The sequence below is a fragment of the Furfurilactobacillus sp. W61-4 genome, from assembly GCF_057545565.1.
Genome location: NZ_BAAJNZ010000007.1, coordinates 49,799 through 66,741, shown reverse-complemented (window position 1 = coordinate 66,741; position 16,943 = coordinate 49,799). Strand labels below are relative to the sequence as shown.

Below are 16,943 nucleotides of genomic sequence, written 5' to 3'. Positions count from 1 at the left end.
TGAGTTAGTGCAAACTGACCGGGCACAATCATACCATGATCGAAGAATCAGTCGTTTAAATACTTTTTTGCAAGCGCGTTTCACGAGTGAGAATGACTGGTAAAATCACCTAAACGACTGCTTAAAAGTCAACTTCACAAGCTTTATCGAACAAAAAACGGCTTGCATCCCATTAGACGGGGATTCGCAGGCCGTTCTTTTTGTTTAGTCTATATTCAACTCTCAGCTTGGCTGTCTCTTACTCAACGTTTTACAAGTTCCAGGGTCTCGGTTGCTGGAAGTGGTTCCACGTTTTGGCGATGTAGATTGGAAATGAAAGTTAGATTTTAGCGTCGTCTCAGACTCTTTTTGTGAGGCGGATAAAAATGATCAAAATTTAGTGAGGTTAGTTTAATCAGGCAACAACAAAATTTACTGTCAGTTTACCGACTAAAATCAAACGCTTCTAAGAATTGAGCAACACCGTCCGCATCATTGGAAGTGGTCACCGCATTGCCCACAGCCTTAATTTCCGGCTTACCATTACCCATGACGACGCCGACATTAGCAGCTTTAAGCATGCCTAAATCATTTTCAGCATCACCAAAGCTCATCAGGTTATCGAATGTCCAGCCATAATGGGCGAGCAGTGCGTTTAGGCCAACGCGTTTGTCCATGTCTTTAGCGAGAAATTCAAGAATTTTAGGTTGCGAACGTACCACGTGATAATGCTCATTCATCGTTTCAGTGAGATTCGCCACTGCCTCATCTAAGACCGGCGCATCGAAGGACATGACCGCTTTGCTGTAGTCGGCATCGGGTAATTGATCGAAGGGCACGTGAGTGAAGGTTAGGTTTGCATTTAACATCTGTTGATAATAGGAAGGGCGGAGATCTGATAAAGGCCAAACCTGCTCAAAGTCTAAGACATCTAGCGGGTAATTATGCGCCACACAGTAATCATGAAGGGGAATTAAATCAGCCTTTGGTAGGCCTTGCTTAAATAGTTCGGCGTGACCGACATTTTGAATGACCAACGCGCCGTTAAACGTAATCGTATAATCTTCCGGATCGGTGAGTTCGAGCTGCTCCAGGTAGTGCCAGATGGCATTGATTGGACGCCCCGTACACAGCACGATTTTTAGACCTTGTTGGTGTAGCTGCTTTAAAATGCGCTCATTTCTGGGGCTGATTTTTTTGTCACTGGTCAACAGTGTCCCATCAAGATCTAATGCAATCATTTTAATCATTCGAAAGTTCCTCGCAATCATTCAATTTGGTCAGTCTAGCAGTGTTTCACGCTAAACTTAGCCTAGCATAGTTTGTCAGGTTGCGAGGCCTCAATCATAAAATTGTGATGTTTCACGCATGATTGATTTATCTTTGCTGCCCAAGTCGCTAGAATAAAGGTAATCACAGAGGGGAGCGTGGCGACATGGATTATGAGAAGACTTATCGATTTGACGAAGGCCACCATTTAGATTTGAAGCAAGTCCCAACCAGTGTCTCTGAACCAGCACCAGACAAGGAGACCATTAAGCGACAACTAGAAGCTAATTTAGTGAAGCTAGATGCCCTTCAAAGTAAACTCTACGCGCAGGCGACAAACGGCGTCATCATTCTGTTGCAAGGGATGGACGCTGCTGGAAAAGATAGCATGATTCGTCATGTGATGAGTGGCTTAGATCCAGAGGGAACCTCGGTCGTCAGTTTTAAGCAACCGACTTCAAATGAACTCGCACACGATTATTTGTGGCGAATTTCAGCAGCGTTGCCGCGGCGCGGTAGTATTCAAATTTTTAATCGCTCACAGTATGAAGACGTGTTGATCAGTCACGTTCACCCAGAAATCTTAACGAGTCAGCACATTCCTGGCATTAACCGCGTTGAGGATGTCACCAAGGCCTTTTTTGAGCAACGCTATGAAGATATTGTTCACTATGAGGATTATCTAGCACACAATGGATTTGTGATGTTGAAATTTTTCCTGCACTACTCTAAAGCTGAACAGAAACGGCGGTTTGAAAAACGGATTGAAGTACCAGATAAGAACTGGAAGTTTTCAGCAGCGGATATTAAGGAACGTGGCTTTTGGGATCAATATCAACAGGCTTATGAGGAAATGTTGACGCACACGGCAACTAAAACCAATCCTTGGTATATCGTGCCATCGGACTCGAAATGGTGCTCGCGGTTGATCGTTTCGGAGATTTTAACGAAGCGCTTCGAAGCATTAAAACCGGAGTATCCAGTAGTGACAGAAAGCCAAAAACAACAGCTTCACCAGATTTTAGATCAATTACAAGCCAATCAAGATAGTTAGGAGATTTTCGGCGCGATGGCAAAAAGTAATTTATATGGTGCGATGGTTCTCACTGCGCAAGATATGCAATTAATGATTGTTGATCAAAAAAGCCAGACCGTCTTAGAACGGATTAGTGCGCCGCTACATCTAGGGGCTGATTTATTTGAAGGGCATCGTTTAGATCCATCTGTCGGTGACGAAGTGATCGTGATTTTGGAGCGATTTTTACAGGTGCTACGTGATTATCGGGTGACGAATTATCGCTTGGTGGCCAGCCACACGATTGCGCGCGCCGAAAACATTGATTATATCCGGGATCACATTTTTATTATGACCGGTGAAACACTCCACTTCATGACGGTGAATGAAGAATCACTGTTTGCCTACGAGGCTGCCGCTCAGTTATTGCCGGATTTTGATAAACTCATCAGCGGACACACGGTGTTAATGCAGATTGGGGCCAGCATGGTCCACTTCATGTTGTTCGTGGATGGTCAATTGCTGTTAACTCGAGAGCTGTTCTTAGGTCCCATGCAAGTAGCGACCCAACTGCAAGATTTGGAGCACCGGGTCGAATCCTATCAAGAAATGCTCAGTGATTATTTACATTCAAAGTTAGTCAGCCTCTATCAGTTTTTACCAGAACAGCGATTTGATCGCGTGATTCTGATGGGTTCTAAGCTGCATTTGTTGGATCATCTGATTCCGCGTGGTCAACGGTTTGTCGAATTGAGCCTGGCTGATTTTGATCAACAATTTCAACGAGTGGTGGAGATGACTCCACAAGATTTATTGAATGAAAGTAATATTCCGGCAGATCAAACCAACGAGGTCTTACCCTTGTTTTTGTTGTTGGATGAAGTATTCGACCATTTGCAGGTCAAGCAAATTGAATTAACGGACTTTAAAGTCATTGACGGCTGTGTCATTGATGAGGTGGGACACCACCATCAAAATGCCCATAACACAGATCCCACCAGTCAAGTTATGCTGAGCGCAGCTTATGAGTTGGCCCGCCGCTTTCACGTGGACGAACAGCACCAGCAGTCAGTCGTTAAATTTGCGACCCAGTTATTTGATCGTTTGAAAAAGTTGCATGGGTTGGGCGCGCATGAGCGATTGTTGTTGCAATTGGCGGCAATTTTACAAGACAGTGGGCTCTTCATTGATAGTACCCGCCATGCGTTTCATTCGGAATACATTATTAACCATTCGGAAATGCTGGGGTTACGAGCAGATGAACAGGTCGCTGTCGCAGCCATTGCCCGCTATCATAGCTCTGAAACGGTGTCGGCGGATCTAAGCCGGTTTAACATCAGCATGGCTGATCGGATGGTCATGGTTAAGCTAGCGGCGATTTTGCGGCTCGCGGATGCGCTAGATGACAGTCGGTTACACAAAATTTCAAGTATTAGCGTTTCGATTAAAAAACCGCAAGTTATTATTCGGGCAACCGCCAATGATGATATTGAATTAGAGACCTGGACCTTCAATAAAAAACGACGCTTTTTTGAGGAGATTTACGGGTTCACCCCGCAGTTACAACGCACGGGACGCTTTTAAGGAGGATGACCATGGCCTATACAGAGCCAAACTTGTATGTAAATCGTGAATTAAGCTGGGTGGATTTTGATGACCGGGTCCTAGAAGAAGCGCGTGACAAAAATAATCCTTTGTTAGAACGCGTGCGCTTCTTAGGTATTACGCAAAGCAACTTGGATGAATTTTATATGGTGCGCGTGGCGTCATTACGAAAGTTGGAAGACGTCAATTACACGACACCTGATGCTTCGGGGATGGATGCGGCGGCCCAATTAAAGGCCATTAGTACCAAGGTTCATCAGCTCGTTGAAAAGCAATATAGTACTTTGAATCGTTCACTATTGCCGCAGTTAGAAGCGATTGGCATTCATCTGCGGACCTTCGATGAGCTGACAACGACGCAAATCAGTTACTTAACCCAATATTTTCGGGAAGTCTTATATCCGGTGTTGACGCCGATGGCTGTCGATGTTTCGCGACCATTTCCATTCGTTAGCAATAATACGCTTAACATCGCGATTCGATTGATTAAAAATACCAAAGACGAAGCAAGTGGTAAGCGGGAACACCGTTTTGCGACGATTCAAGTGCCAGATACTTTTGACCGCGTGGTGACGTTACCAGGGACCAATGAGTTCATTCTCTTAGAAGAAGTCGTGAAACACTTTTTAGGTGAGCTGTTTACAGGTTTTAAGATCAAAGAAGCGCAGGCCTACCGGGTGATCCGTGACATGGACTTTGACGTCACCGAGGAAGATGCCAGTGATTTGTTGAAAGAGGTCGAGCATGAGTTAGCGGTGCGTGACCATACGCAGGTGATGCGTTTGGAAATTGAAGCCGATATGTCCAAACAACTACGTAAACAGTTAATCAAGGATTTAGAGACCCGCGATGCTGGTGTGTTTGACATTAATGGTCCGATTGATTTGCGTTTCTTAGGTAAGCTAGTCAAGAAAATTAAGGGACACGATGATCTGTTGTATCCGTCATTTAAGGGCTATACACAGCCTGCATTGCGGCAGGCGGATCTGTTTGCGGCGATTAAAGCACATGATATCTTTGTTCAACACCCGTATGATAGCTTTGAACCTGTTGTGAAGTTTGTTCAACAAGCGGCCACTGATCCAGACACACTGGCAATCAAAATGACGTTGTACCGGGTGTCCTCACAATCACCAATCATCAAGTCGTTAGCTCAGGCGGCGCGCAATGGCAAGCAAGTCACAGTCCTAGTGGAATTAAAAGCGCGCTTTGACGAAGAAAATAATGTTAAGTGGGCCCAGATGCTTGAGCGTGAAGGCTGTCACGTCATTTATGGTTTGGTTGGTTTGAAGACCCACTGTAAGCTATTGCTCGTGGTGCGCCAGGAGCCAGATGGCATCAAACGTTATATGCACATGGCAACTGGGAATTACAACGATGTCACCGCCAAGCTGTATACAGATATGGGGTTGTTCACAGCTGATCCCTTACTGGGTGTGGATGCCTCTAATGTTTTTAACATGTTATCTGGTTTTAGCGAACCGGATCACTTCGAACGCGTGGCGATTGCGCCGACGACCTTGCGTGATTTCTTGTATGATCGCATTGATGATGAAATCAATCATGCCAAGGCAGGACGGCATGCCGCAATTCGGATGAAGATGAATTCATTGTCAGATCGTGGCATGATTCAAAAATTGTATGAAGCGTCTGCGGCCGGTGTGTCAATTGACTTATTAGTTCGTGGCATTGTTTGTCTTAAAGTGGGAATCCCTGGTGTTTCGGATCATATTACGGTGCACTCGATTGTTGGACGCTTGCTAGAACACAGTCGCATCTACGAATTCTACGCGGATGGGGAGCAGCGCACGTATTTAGCTTCTGCGGATTTGATGACGAGAAACATCAGCCGACGCGTGGAATTATTGTTCCCAGTTTTACAGGATGATGTCAAAACGGAAGTTCAACGTATTTTTGATTTGATGTGGGCAGATAACGTCAAAACGCGTGTTTTACATCCGGATGGTGTTTGGCAAAAGGTCGATCGTCGGGGGTTAGCACCTTTAAATGTGCAAGAAACATTGATTGAAGAAGCGGCCCAAAAGAATGCCGCGTTAAACAGCACGGACACGCAACGGCCACAGACGCCTTTCGTTCCATTGATGCGACCGGTGGATGAGCCATTAGATGATGAAACAGATACTGATGATGAATGAGTCGGATAACTGGACGATTTCTGAGAATGAAAGGGGCCAATTCGAGTGGAAAATTTTGCGGTGATCGATTTAGGATCGAATTCATGTCGTATGACAGTCACTGAAATTGAAGATGACGGTAGTTTTAAGCGTGGGCAGATGACGAAAGCCTTTGTGCGGTTATCAGAGGGCATGGAAGCTAGCGGTGAACTGCAAGAGGAACCGATGGCGCGGACGATCACAGCACTACAAGGGTTTTATGCAGTTTATTCAAAATTGGAGAATCTCACGTTGCGAGCAGTTGCGACGGCGGCCGTGCGTAGTGCGAAAAATCAGGCCGATTTTCTTGAACGCGTGAAGCAACAGGTGCACGGGTTAGAAATTCAAGTGATTACCGGTAATGAAGAGGCCAATTATGATTACTTAGGCGTGATTAACACGCTGCCGGTGACGAATTGCATCATTATGGATACTGGTGGTGCGTCATGTGAGCTGGTATTAGTTCAAAATGGCCGGGTGCAGAATTTGGTCAGTCTGCCATTTGGCTCGGTTAACTTATCGGAAACCTTTTTAGTGCACGGAACCGATCAAGTTGCCGCAGTAGATCTATTCCGGCTATCGACAACGGTTCAACGATTATTTAACGGGATCTGGTGGTTACATCGCGGACAGAATTTACCAATTGTCGCCTTGGGTGGTTCCAATCGGACGCTGGCTAAAATTCGTCGCAAAGAAAAGCACGTCGCCGATTATGAAGATATTCATGGTTTTCGGATGACGGTGACCGAAGTGGAGGATGTTTACGCCAATATCATTGAACGAAATTTGGCGCAGCGTAAGGCGATTCCCGGATTGTCTAAGGATCGTGCCGATATCATTGCAGCTGGGATTACCCCGATTGTGACAATTATGCGAACCCTAGATTCGGGGCGCGTCGTTTTCTCAGAAAATGGCGTGCGTGAAGGAATTTTGTACGAACACCTTGCCGATTTGCGATCGCGTGGACGCATTGGTGAGCCAGATAAATCGGCCAAGAAGTGATAGTTGGTTGCATTGATCACGGCGTGGTTCGTCGACTGGCTAAACCGACGACACCGGAAGTAAAATAGTTCAAGCGGCCTTTAGCCCACCGAAAAACCCCCTAGCTGCACCATCTGCTAGGGGGTTTGGTGTTTCGTGTTTCAATTTGTTTTCGCAGGTGTATTATAACCCGGCCGTGTTGATTTTTGCAAGCGTTTCGATAGGCTGGTTGGTAGCTAAAACTAGTCATGATTTAAAATTTTACAGGGCTGTTCACATGCTGACCTTTAATTTAGGTTGATTTAAATCAAGCCGTTGGGGAAATATTGCGGAATCATGGTCGTGGCTAAGCGATGTTCAGCTGAATCAGGCGCAATTTTTCCTGCTAAACGCATGCCTTTTGATAATCCTGGATTAACGCGTTTTTTATCTTGAGTCATACCCTTGAGCGTAGCCGCAATTAAATCAGGCAACTTCATGTTCCCGGGAGCAGTCGTTGAGGCAGTCGACTCTAGGTTAGTTTCAGCAACCATTGGTGGAACCAGCTCCATGACGTGCACGTGGGTGGCGCCAATTGATTGTAGTTGTTCACGCAATGCGTCAGTGAACATGTGTACACCGGCTTTAGAGGCGGAATAACTCGGATGTGTGGCCGTGCTTAAATTAGCCAATCCGGAAGAGATATTGACGATGAGCGCCTCAGGTTGTGTCCGTAGTTGATTGATCAATAGTTTATCAATGGCAATCGTCCCAATTAGATTTGTTTGAACATCGCTGACAAGCGCATCTACGGACACCGATTCATCAAACAAACTGAAAGCGCGCATCGTCCCAGCGGAATTAATGACGATGTTTAGTTTGGGATAATGCGTCTTCAACCAACTCGGTAAGGCAGCGAGTGTCTCAGGCTGACTGACATCGGCTTGATAAGTGGCGAATTTTGGATGTTGCTGTTGAATCTTCGTTAATTTTGTTTGATTGCGACCTAAGATGATGATTTGATTGTCGGCTTCGGCAAGACGTTCAGCTAATGCAAGACCAATGCCAGAAGTGCCGCCAGTAATGAGAATGGTATTATTCGTTAATTTCATGATGACCTCCCAAAAGTGTCAAATTAGATTGGTTACAAAAATTGTTTTATGTAACTTTTGACCAAAGCTTAACGCGTTAAGTTACTAAATGAAAGTTTTGTAACAAAAAATGTTATACTAAATGCATGGCAAAATTAACGAAAGCTCAAATTCTCGACGCAGCAGAATTATTAGTTGAACAAAATGGCATTCAAGGCGTTACCCTGGCGGCAGTTGGCGCAGACCTGGGCGTCAGTCATGCGGCCTTATATAAACATTTTAGTAACAAACAAGATCTGTGGACATCGTTAGCGTTGCGGTGGTTGAATCAAGCGTTGCAACGGCTATTTCCCTTTGATACCAGTGGTTATTCGGATAAACTGACGATTGCTCATGATTGGTTATGGGCGCTAACAGTGGATAAAATGGCGGCTTATCATGATGATCCGCGGATGTTCACGGTATATACAACTTATATTGACGATAATCCAAGTGCATTGATCATTCATATCACCGATTTAGAGCAAAGTTTGGCGGCCGCATTAGCGACTGACAAATTGCCGGTTGTTGACGCGGTCTTGCAGGCCTTTTCAATGTTTTCTGTACCGGCCTTTGCGCCAAGTTGGGGAGAGGCCACTAAAGCTCAATTTGAGGGGGTATGGGCACTAGTTGCCCCTGGTTTGGCACAACACTTAGCGGATGAATAAAACAAAGCCCTCGCATTTTTGCGAGGGCTTTTATACACACTTATTTCACTCAGAAGACTCATTTTTAACTTATTTAAGTTGTTGTTCAATCGCGCTCTTTGTCAGTTGCTGTTCGAGCAATAGGCGATCGTTAGCTGAGATCTGCGGTTGTTGCTTTAGCGCGGCCGCCATTTTTTGGGCCACAAGTGCTTGTAGTGCACTTTGTTTGGCAGGGTCTTTTATGAGTTTAGCTAATTGCTTCGCTTGCGAAGTGCTCAGCTTTAGCCAATTGTTGGGTACTTGAAAGATATCTTGGCGAGAAACAAGCTGTCCACCTTCACCAGACAAGCCAAATAACATTTGTGTCCAGCCGTTTTGGTATCGCCAGCGGGTCGTCTTGGTCATTAAGGTTGCGTTGCTGGTGGCACTAATGTCACGCACTTTAATGGTCGTATGCTGGCTGGGCGTGGCCTGTGGTTTTGTCTGCGAAGTATTCGTCCGATAGAGATAAATCTTTTCCCGACCATTGCCTAGCGGTTGGTACAGTAGCATGTTCGGTTGACCAGCATGTTGGTTCGGTGTGCTGCTGACTAGTGTCTGCGTGGTGGTTGTGGTGACCTTTTTCAAGCCGAAGTGATAATTATCATTCGCAACGAGTAGGCCAATCATACCCATGAATACGACTAATGAACTGATGATTGTGATGGTGCGCGCTGAACCAGCAGCCATCAAAACAACACTGAGAAATAAACTCAAGGTGGACAGAATTAATAACGTAATCACCATTAGCCACGCCTCCTTGAATTACCGGGCTTAATCCGAAAAGCTAAAACCAGCCCGACTAATGCGAAGATGGTTGCCGTTAGAAAGGCAGCATGATAACCAGATAAGGTTGCATTGATTGCATGGTTGCGATAAGCCAATGGGGTGGTATGTAACAGCGCTTTGGCCGGCATCTTATTTTGCGTCACATTGGTCAAAATTGAGATCAAAATGGCCGTCCCCATGGACGAGAAGACTTGCCGTCCGGTGTTGTTAACTGAAGTTCCGTGACTAAGTAAATTAATCGGGAGGGCATTCATGCCGGTCGTTGTAACCGGCATCATCACCATCGCAATCCCGAACATCCGAATCGTGTAAAGCAATGTGACGAAGATGATCGGCGTGTTTTCCGTCAAAGTGACGAAAAAGGCCGTTCCGACGGTTAATAAGAACATGCCGGTAATCGCTAACCGACGAGCGCCAATTCGATCAAAGATCCGACCGGTAATTGGGCTCATAATCCCCATCATTAAGGCCCCTGGCAAAAGGATTAAGCCAGAATGAAACGCTGATTCACCGCGAACAGTTTGAATGTATAATGGTAGGACCATTTCGGCGCCGACCATTGCCATGTTCACGACAGCGACCTCAATGACAGATAAGGTGTAAACGGGCGAAGAAAAGACCCGCAATTCGAGGAGTGGATTGTCGATGGATAAGGAACGCCATACGAACAACCCGACAAAGAGCAAACCGATCACCAAGGTTGTGACAACAATTGGATCAGTCCAAGAACTGGAGCCGACACTACTAAAGGCGTACAGCATACTACCAAAGCCGATGGTGGATAAGATAACCGAAAGCCAATCCGCACTCGTCTTTTTGGTAGGAAAAATTTTGCGCATTGTAAAGAGGGCTAGGGTAAACACAATCACTGGAAATGGCAGAATAACGACGAATAAAGAACGCCAAGAATAATTGAGTAACAACCAACCTGATAAAGTTGGACCAATTGCGGGGGCCAAACCAATGACAATTCCGGCTAATCCCATGGCTGATCCGCGTTTTTCTGGCGGGAAGATTGTCAACATCGTGGTCTGAAAGACGGGTGCCGTGATCCCCACCGCAATCCCTTCGATGAGTCGACCAGTTAGCAACAAGCCAAACGTCGAGGCAGTCATACAGATGAAAGTTCCGACAAAAAAGATTGCCATGGCAGTGAGATATAATAATTTCGAACTAAATCGTTGCAATAAGAAAGCAGACACGGGAATGGTAATCCCCATCACGAGCATGAATCCAGTCGTGAGCCACTGAACAGCGTCAGCATTGATGTTAAAAGTCCGCATCAAGGTCGGAAACGCTGTCGTTAGAGTAGTTTGAACAATAAAAGTACTGAATGTTCCAATAAGCATCGTGATAACGAGCAACAGGCGATTAAATGGCTTGCCGTTCGCGTCAACGACCTTAAATTCTGAAATCGATTCTGACACGAAAAGGCCTCCTTTGGCGTAAGATGAGTGTGATTTAAAAAAGTAAAAATCAGGCAGCAATCAATTATACACGTTTTACTAATAAAATGTTAGCGGCGTCGGGTTGATGATTTGTTAAAAAATGAGATAAATAGTTGCTTTTGATTGACCTAATGGCTTGTAGTTATTAGGATGAACGGGTGTTAGTTAAGGGATAGAGAGAAGGAACATTTAATGAAGAAAACGACAATGGCCAGTCTTGCCGCGCCGTTTGTTTTGGCGACCGGTGTGGCCGGGATTTCTGAACGTTTATATCAATACGCTTTCAAACGGGTTAACCAAGTCCCTGAAACCTCTGCAGAAAAGCAAAAATATGCATCCGCCTACTATAACTATGTCAATTGGTTACGCGACCAACCAACGGAGACGTGGACATTGCACGGAGACGATCCACAACAACAATTAGTGGCGACGTACTTAGCCGCAACACCGGCGAGCAAACAAACGGTGATTATCTCCCACGGTTATAAAGGTAATGGGGAGACCATGGCTAACTATGCGCAACTCTTCCATGAACTAGGATATAACGTGTTGTTACCGGATGATCGGGCGCATGGCAAATCGGCGGGTCGCTATATTACCTTTGGCTGGTTGGATCGCTTGGATTATTTAGATTGGCTAAAGCGCATCATTAGTCACGACGGCGAAGATGTACAGATTGTTTTATTTGGCGTTTCCATGGGTGGCGCCACGGTGGAAATGATGAGTGGCGAACAATTGCCAGCTCAGGTTCAAGCGATTATTGCGGACTGTGGATATTCGAGTATCGACGACGAGCTAGTTTATCTGTTGAAACGGAACTTTCACCTACCGAAGTATCCTTTTTTGCCCGCGGTCAGCGCCATTAATCGCCGGCGATTAGGCTTTAATTTACATCAAGTGTCTTCGGTGGCTCAGTTAAAACACAATTATCGACCGATTTTATTTATTCATGGTGAGAAAGATGTCTTTGTTCCCGCCAGCATGTTAGAAGAAAATTATGCGGCTACTCAAGGGCCGAAAGCAAAATGGATCGTACCCAATGCGACACATGCTGAAAGTTTTTGGGTGAACCCCGTCGCTTATCAGCAACACGTGCGTGACTTTTTACAACAATATGTCGTTGATTCCACACCGCTACCAATCGCTGAATAATAATGGCCAAAGCTTTTCGATCGGTAAATCATTGATAAGATGAAGCTGCGTCAAAACCAAAATTTGACTAGTAGCTTAAACTTCCATACAGGTGATTACTGCCGGCCAATCCGAACTTCGCGGGCAGGCGGCTGGAACGCCGTGGGCCTGCTTTGAACCCGGAAAAGCGCCGGTTTCAAAGTCAGGCCTTATCGTAAGCGAAATGCGCTAACGATAACGACACAGGCTGGACCGATGCCCGCTACGTTCAAATTGACCTACTTGCGCATTAACTCGTTTATTTTCACAATGATGTGGGTGGCGTGTTCGTCTCAGCAATGGCAAAAATTCACCGCGCATAAAGGCGACCTTCGCATGATGATTCACTCATCATGTGAAGGTCGCCTTTAATATTGCTTACTAACCAGCTTACTAGTGCTCAGGATCACCCGGCCGACTGCGCTCTGGGTCATTGTCGAGTTACACAAGCCTGATGTCTGTGCCTAGCCCAGCCTAGTCAATTGGCCAAGATCGCCAACTGCCTAGCCTCAGCTAGTGCTCGACATCACCCGGCTTGTTTCACTCTGAGTCTTTAATTAGCCGCATCGATATCGCGCTGTAGATAGCCGACCAAACCAACGATCACGATGACTAAAGCAATCCCCAGCTGCCACCAGAACGTTGGCCATTGAACAGCCACGGCTGGTACCCGGCCGATAAAGCCAAACGGGGTCAATTTTGTGGCCCAATTTGGTAGATCAAGTAAGCGGCCAAAGTAGCCGACGCCAAAGGCTAAGCCTAAATAGCCCCAGTTGAGGGCGGTTAGGCGCGGCAGCCAACCCACTAAACAAACGCTGATGGCCACCATGATTAACATTGGTGCTAAGTTGGCTGTAAAGGCGTGTACGAATAGTTTCGTGGCTAAAGGATGTTTCAGAACACTGTTGGCCGCAATTTCCAAACCGGCAACGCTGGCGGCTAAGGTTATCGTACTAGTGAGGAGACCCAAGCAGGTTAAGATACTATTCAGGCGCAGCCGACTGATTGGCCGCGCGTGCAGGGATTCAAAGAACCCTTTTTTCTCATCACCAACGAGTCGATTGATGATCTGAATGCCAGGAATCGCAGAGACAACGGCGAAGATAATCATTAACATAGCGATAAATGATTTAAGAATTTGCGTTTGTGCGGCGGCAGCCGCATGTGGATCGGCCAATAAGCGCATGGTCAATGGATTCGTTTTCAAAATACCAGCGACAGTGTCAAAGACCGAGCCATACGTAGCGGCAAAAAGAAACATACCAATGACCCAGATAAAAATGGTGTTGCGTTCTAGGCGCCAGAACAAGCCGATGGGACCTTGTAACATGAAGGAAGCCGTTTTTCGACCGGGACGAGTCGCAATAATCCCGGCATTCAAGTCGCGGTGGGATCGCAGCAAGATGGCGCCGCCAATAAAGATTGCTGAAGCAATTAACATGAATAAAGCGGGTAGCCAGTTGTTCTGCCGATAAGTTTGAAATTTTTCCACCCAACCTAATGGTGACAGCCAAGTATATTTCGGATGCGAAACATCGGTGACCATCCGACTGAGATAGACGAGTCCAAAAATCGCATAGGAAAGGCCAGTAGCCGCGCGACTACTTTCAACAAGTTGAGCTAAGAGAATGGCAAGTACACCGAACATTAGCCCGTTTAGTCCCAGCCCAATGCCTAAGACAAAATTACCGGCAGTATCGGTGCCACGCAGACCAGCAAATTGCAATCCAAACGAATACAATAAGGCTAATGTACCGTTGAGAACCAGTAATTCGGCAATGGCGGCCGTCAGTGTCGTGTAAGGGCCCACCGCATGAGCAGAAACCAATTCGGTGACACCGGAATCTTCGTCGCTGCGGGTGAGCGACACCGCAAAGCTAAAATTCATAATCGCGCCGAAAATGGCCATAAAGACCGTCATTTCTGAGGCAAAGATGTCCGCGGTGGTATAAGGGCCATCTGGCAGCCGACCGAATAATGAAATCATCGCGGGTGTTTTAAGGGTCGTAATAATTTGAGCGATCGCCGTCTTGGTTCCGTAAAGGTCGTTGAATTTAAAGGCGACGCTGGCAAACAAACCGGCCATGACGAGCATCCAAATGGTCATTTTTAACCAATCGCGTCGTAAATTAATCGCTAGTAAACGACCAGTCCGAAAATAAGCACGTTTAGGCATGATGACTCACATCCTTTGTGGTTGACTGGTCAGCTGGATCGGCGGTCGGCGTGTCACCGTAATAACGGAGGAATAAGTCTTCCAAGGTTGGCGGCGTACTTTGCAAGCTAGTAACATCATGAGCTGCTAAGTAATCCATGATATTAGGCATTGCCTCGGAGTCGGCCGCAAAGGTGGTGGTGTGATGTGCGTTATCGGTGGTGACTTGATGCACACCTGCTTGTTGGGCGAGGTCAGTGAGTGGCTGTTCGGTGGCGACAGTGATCTGGGTGCGGGTTAAATGGCGCATTTCAGTTAAGGTACCGGTTTCAATAATTTCCCCAGCGCGAATGATCCCAATCCGATCACACATGCGCTCCACTTCAGACAGAATATGGCTGGATAAAAGGACCGATTTGCCTTGTTGTTTTAACGCCAGGACGGCATCTTGAAAGACCCGTTCATTAAGTGGATCGAGACCAGATGTCGGTTCATCAAAGATATAGAGATCCGCCACTTGAGAAAGGGCGGCAATTAAGGCCACTTTTTGACGATTTCCTTTTGAATAAGTCCGCGCTTTTTTAGTCGGATCGAGGTCAAATTGCTTGAGCAGTTCGTCAGTGCGGGCATTGTGGGCTTGGCCGCTTAGCTTTAAGAAGAGATCAATGATTTCGCCACCGGTTAAGTTTGGCCACAAGTAGACATCGCCGGGAACATAGGCTAGCTGGCGGTGAATGCTGACCGCGTCATGAAAGACATCCTTGCCAAAAATGGTGGCTGATCCTGATGAGGCTCGCAATAGTCCCAGCAACGTGCGGATGGTCGTCGATTTTCCGGCGCCATTGGGACCGATAAAGCCGAAGACTTCTCCTGGACGAACGTCAAACGTAATATTTTTAAGCGCTTGAAATTTGCCGAAATGTTTTTGTAGGTGATCAAGATGGACCACTGGATTTACAGTTGGATTCGAATTTGCCATGATTGTCACTCCTTTTAATTGAACTAATAAACGATCGATAGTTCAATTTTTAACGCCAGTGTAGAGCTGTCAACCGGGGATGTCAATAAAATTACTTGTCAAAAATGAACTATTGATGTATACATAGTTCAAAAGCGGATAGCATCGTACTAGAAACTGAACTATGCCCCGAAAAAAGGTGATTAAGATGGACGGAAACCAATTGCGTAAGGCTCGCAAACGACAAGCGATTCTGAAGGCGGCCAATCAGTTGTTCATTAAAAAGGGTTATCAAGAAACTAGTGTAGCTGAGATTGCCAAAGCGGCCGGAGCGTCACAAGTGACGGTTTATAAGTATTTTCCGAGTAAGTTACAGCTGGGACGGGCGGTTACCATTGCCTTGATTGAGGATGGGTATCAGTATTACGGAGCAATGTTAGCCGATCCTCAATTAGATTTTATGGCTAAAATGAAGAGAATGATGGTTGAGGCTGCCCAAGAAGCTAACACGTTATCGCCAAGCTTTTATCGGTTGTTGGTGGCAGAAATGCGTGGGGATAACGGCGATCATTCAGTCCAGCGTAGTTATGACCGTCAGAAAGCTACTTTCTGGCACCGTTTGTTTGACCAAGGGCGCGCCGAGGGCAAAATTGATGAGGCGATTAGCGATCGCGCACTCATGACTTACGTTGATATGTATGTCACCTACGTGCAGCGGTTAAATGGAAAATCAGAGAATTCAGCGGCACTAGATGCTTTACATGCGGATGGTGAGCAGATTATTCAGCTATTCTTTTATGGATTGATTGGTGATGCGAGCTGATCAGGGTTTGCTTGAACGAAGTAAGGTAAATGGATAGGTTATCATTGTCGGCGACAAACGAACCGAGAGGAGTTTTCAAATGGGCGAACCACAAGCCACAACAGAACAACAGCAGTTGGCACAAATTATTAATTATTCACGGCAGATTTTGGGTGCCGATCGGTCTGGACATGATTTTTTTCATGTGCAGCGAGTTGCTAAATTGGCGGAGCGCATTGAAGCTAGTGAGCAAACTGGACAGCGATTGGTGATCTTGGCGGCAGCGTATTTGCACGATGTCGTGGATGACAAGGTGGTTTCCGATTCGACGGTTGCCCACCAACAATTACGTGATTATTTAAAGCGTATTGGCGTGAATGCAATTCAAATCACGGCAATTTTTGAAATTATTGATCATATGTCATTTAGTGATAATCTTGAGCATCCACAAGCCTTGAGTCAGGCCGGGCAGATTGTTCAAGACGCCGATCGCATGGATGCCATTGGCGCCATCGGGATTGCCCGGGTCTTTACTTATGGTGGTCGACATCAGCGGGTGCTCTATGATCCCGACATTGCGCCGCGCAGGCAACTCACTAAAGCGACGTATCGCAACGATCAAGGTACGACGATCAATCATTTTTATGAAAAATTGTTGCTGATTAAAGACCAATTGAACACCGCAACGGCCAAACAACTGGCAACCGCTCGTCAACAAGTGATGCTCGATTTTTTGACCGAGTTCAAACAAGAATGGTCCGGTGAAGCTTGAGTCGTCGTACAATGATTGGTCATCGTAAATC

Annotated in this window: 14 protein-coding genes; 8 read left to right on the top strand and 6 right to left on the bottom strand. The window is 46.1% G+C overall.

Annotated elements, in window-relative coordinates; translation table 11 throughout:
* Positions 1-422 precede the first annotated feature (422 nt).
* A complete protein-coding gene (locus tag AC27FN_RS09165) occupies positions 423-1,229 on the bottom strand; it encodes a Cof-type HAD-IIB family hydrolase (RefSeq protein ID WP_487167681.1) in 807 nt (268 codons plus the stop codon).
* A gap of 185 nt (positions 1,230-1,414) precedes the next feature.
* On the opposite strand from AC27FN_RS09165, the gene AC27FN_RS09160 reads away from it, so the two are divergent.
* From AC27FN_RS09160 to AC27FN_RS09145, 4 genes are read left to right on the top strand one after another with little or no spacing between them, the layout of a single operon-like run.
* Entirely contained in the window at positions 1,415-2,302 is an 888-nt protein-coding gene (locus AC27FN_RS09160; RefSeq protein ID WP_487167680.1) for a polyphosphate kinase 2 family protein, read from the top strand.
* A 15-nt stretch (positions 2,303-2,317) separates the two neighbouring features.
* Positions 2,318-3,847 carry a Ppx/GppA phosphatase family protein gene (locus AC27FN_RS09155; RefSeq protein WP_487167679.1) on the top strand — a complete coding sequence of 510 codons (1,530 nt, stop codon included), beginning with the start codon at positions 2,318-2,320 and terminating at the stop codon, positions 3,845-3,847.
* 11 nt (positions 3,848-3,858) lie between these two features.
* Positions 3,859-6,024: an RNA degradosome polyphosphate kinase gene (locus AC27FN_RS09150; protein WP_487167678.1), complete on the top strand. Its 2,166-nt coding sequence runs from the start codon at positions 3,859-3,861 to the stop codon at positions 6,022-6,024.
* 45 nt (positions 6,025-6,069) lie between these two features.
* On the top strand, positions 6,070-7,044 hold the full coding sequence (locus AC27FN_RS09145; RefSeq protein ID WP_487167677.1) for a Ppx/GppA phosphatase family protein: 975 nt from the start codon (positions 6,070-6,072) through the stop codon (positions 7,042-7,044).
* Positions 7,045-7,325: 281 nt separating this feature from the next.
* On the opposite strand, the gene AC27FN_RS09140 is transcribed toward AC27FN_RS09145, so the two are convergent.
* Positions 7,326-8,114 carry an SDR family oxidoreductase gene (locus tag AC27FN_RS09140; protein ID WP_487167676.1) on the bottom strand — a complete coding sequence of 263 codons (789 nt, stop codon included), beginning with the start codon at positions 8,112-8,114 and terminating at the stop codon, positions 7,326-7,328.
* Positions 8,115-8,239: 125 nt separating this feature from the next.
* On the opposite strand from AC27FN_RS09140, the gene AC27FN_RS09135 reads away from it, so the two are divergent.
* A complete protein-coding gene (locus AC27FN_RS09135) occupies positions 8,240-8,800 on the top strand; it encodes a TetR/AcrR family transcriptional regulator (protein WP_487167675.1) in 561 nt (186 codons plus the stop codon).
* A 69-nt stretch (positions 8,801-8,869) separates the two neighbouring features.
* Here the strand turns inward: AC27FN_RS09135 and AC27FN_RS09130 are convergent, their stop codons facing one another.
* Both AC27FN_RS09130 and AC27FN_RS09125 read right to left on the bottom strand, forming a co-directional pair.
* A complete protein-coding gene (locus AC27FN_RS09130; protein ID WP_487167674.1) occupies positions 8,870-9,565 on the bottom strand; it encodes a DUF4811 domain-containing protein in 696 nt (231 codons plus the stop codon).
* A complete protein-coding gene (locus AC27FN_RS09125; protein ID WP_487167744.1) occupies positions 9,565-11,022 on the bottom strand; it encodes an MDR family MFS transporter in 1,458 nt (485 codons plus the stop codon). The genes AC27FN_RS09130 and AC27FN_RS09125 overlap by 1 nt, the downstream gene beginning before the upstream one ends.
* 225 nt (positions 11,023-11,247) lie before the next feature.
* On the opposite strand from AC27FN_RS09125, the gene AC27FN_RS09120 reads away from it, so the two are divergent.
* Positions 11,248-12,207 (top strand): alpha/beta hydrolase, encoded by a 960-nt coding sequence (locus AC27FN_RS09120; protein WP_487167673.1) that lies wholly within the window; start codon positions 11,248-11,250, stop codon positions 12,205-12,207.
* Positions 12,208-12,778: 571 nt separating this feature from the next.
* Here AC27FN_RS09120 and AC27FN_RS09115 read toward each other — a convergent pair.
* Together AC27FN_RS09115 and AC27FN_RS09110 are read right to left on the bottom strand one after the other, a co-directional pair.
* Entirely contained in the window at positions 12,779-14,401 is a 1,623-nt protein-coding gene (locus AC27FN_RS09115) for an ABC transporter permease (protein WP_487167672.1), read from the bottom strand.
* Complete coding sequence (locus AC27FN_RS09110) at positions 14,394-15,359, bottom strand: ABC transporter ATP-binding protein (RefSeq protein WP_487167671.1); 966 nt, start codon at positions 15,357-15,359, stop codon at positions 14,394-14,396. Before AC27FN_RS09110 ends, AC27FN_RS09115 begins: the two co-directional genes overlap by 8 nt.
* A 187-nt stretch (positions 15,360-15,546) precedes the next feature.
* Between AC27FN_RS09110 and AC27FN_RS09105 the strand changes: the two genes are divergently transcribed.
* Positions 15,547-16,161 (top strand): TetR/AcrR family transcriptional regulator, encoded by a 615-nt coding sequence (locus AC27FN_RS09105; RefSeq protein WP_487167670.1) that lies wholly within the window; start codon positions 15,547-15,549, stop codon positions 16,159-16,161.
* Between the two features lie 79 nt (positions 16,162-16,240).
* Positions 16,241-16,912: an HD domain-containing protein gene (locus AC27FN_RS09100; protein WP_487167669.1), complete on the top strand. Its 672-nt coding sequence runs from the start codon at positions 16,241-16,243 to the stop codon at positions 16,910-16,912.
* Positions 16,913-16,943 lie beyond the last annotated feature (31 nt).

What these genes read in the sequence shown, in the direction of transcription:
- AC27FN_RS09165 (WP_487167681.1), bottom strand. Translation starts at nt 1,229, where the DNA reads ATGATTAAAATGATTGCATTAGATCTTGATGGGACACTGTTGACCAGT.
- AC27FN_RS09160 (WP_487167680.1), top strand. Translation starts at nt 1,415, where the DNA reads ATGGATTATGAGAAGACTTATCGATTTGACGAAGGCCACCATTTAGAT.
- AC27FN_RS09155 (WP_487167679.1), top strand. Translation starts at nt 2,318, where the DNA reads ATGGCAAAAAGTAATTTATATGGTGCGATGGTTCTCACTGCGCAAGAT.
- AC27FN_RS09150 (WP_487167678.1), top strand. Translation starts at nt 3,859, where the DNA reads ATGGCCTATACAGAGCCAAACTTGTATGTAAATCGTGAATTAAGCTGG.
- AC27FN_RS09140 (WP_487167676.1), bottom strand. Translation starts at nt 8,114, where the DNA reads ATGAAATTAACGAATAATACCATTCTCATTACTGGCGGCACTTCTGGC.
- AC27FN_RS09135 (WP_487167675.1), top strand. Translation starts at nt 8,240, where the DNA reads ATGGCAAAATTAACGAAAGCTCAAATTCTCGACGCAGCAGAATTATTA.
- AC27FN_RS09130 (WP_487167674.1), bottom strand. Translation starts at nt 9,565, where the DNA reads ATGGTGATTACGTTATTAATTCTGTCCACCTTGAGTTTATTTCTCAGT.
- AC27FN_RS09120 (WP_487167673.1), top strand. Translation starts at nt 11,248, where the DNA reads ATGAAGAAAACGACAATGGCCAGTCTTGCCGCGCCGTTTGTTTTGGCG.
- AC27FN_RS09115 (WP_487167672.1), bottom strand. Translation starts at nt 14,401, where the DNA reads ATGCCTAAACGTGCTTATTTTCGGACTGGTCGTTTACTAGCGATTAAT.
- AC27FN_RS09110 (WP_487167671.1), bottom strand. Translation starts at nt 15,359, where the DNA reads ATGGCAAATTCGAATCCAACTGTAAATCCAGTGGTCCATCTTGATCAC.
- AC27FN_RS09105 (WP_487167670.1), top strand. Translation starts at nt 15,547, where the DNA reads ATGGACGGAAACCAATTGCGTAAGGCTCGCAAACGACAAGCGATTCTG.
- AC27FN_RS09100 (WP_487167669.1), top strand. Translation starts at nt 16,241, where the DNA reads ATGGGCGAACCACAAGCCACAACAGAACAACAGCAGTTGGCACAAATT.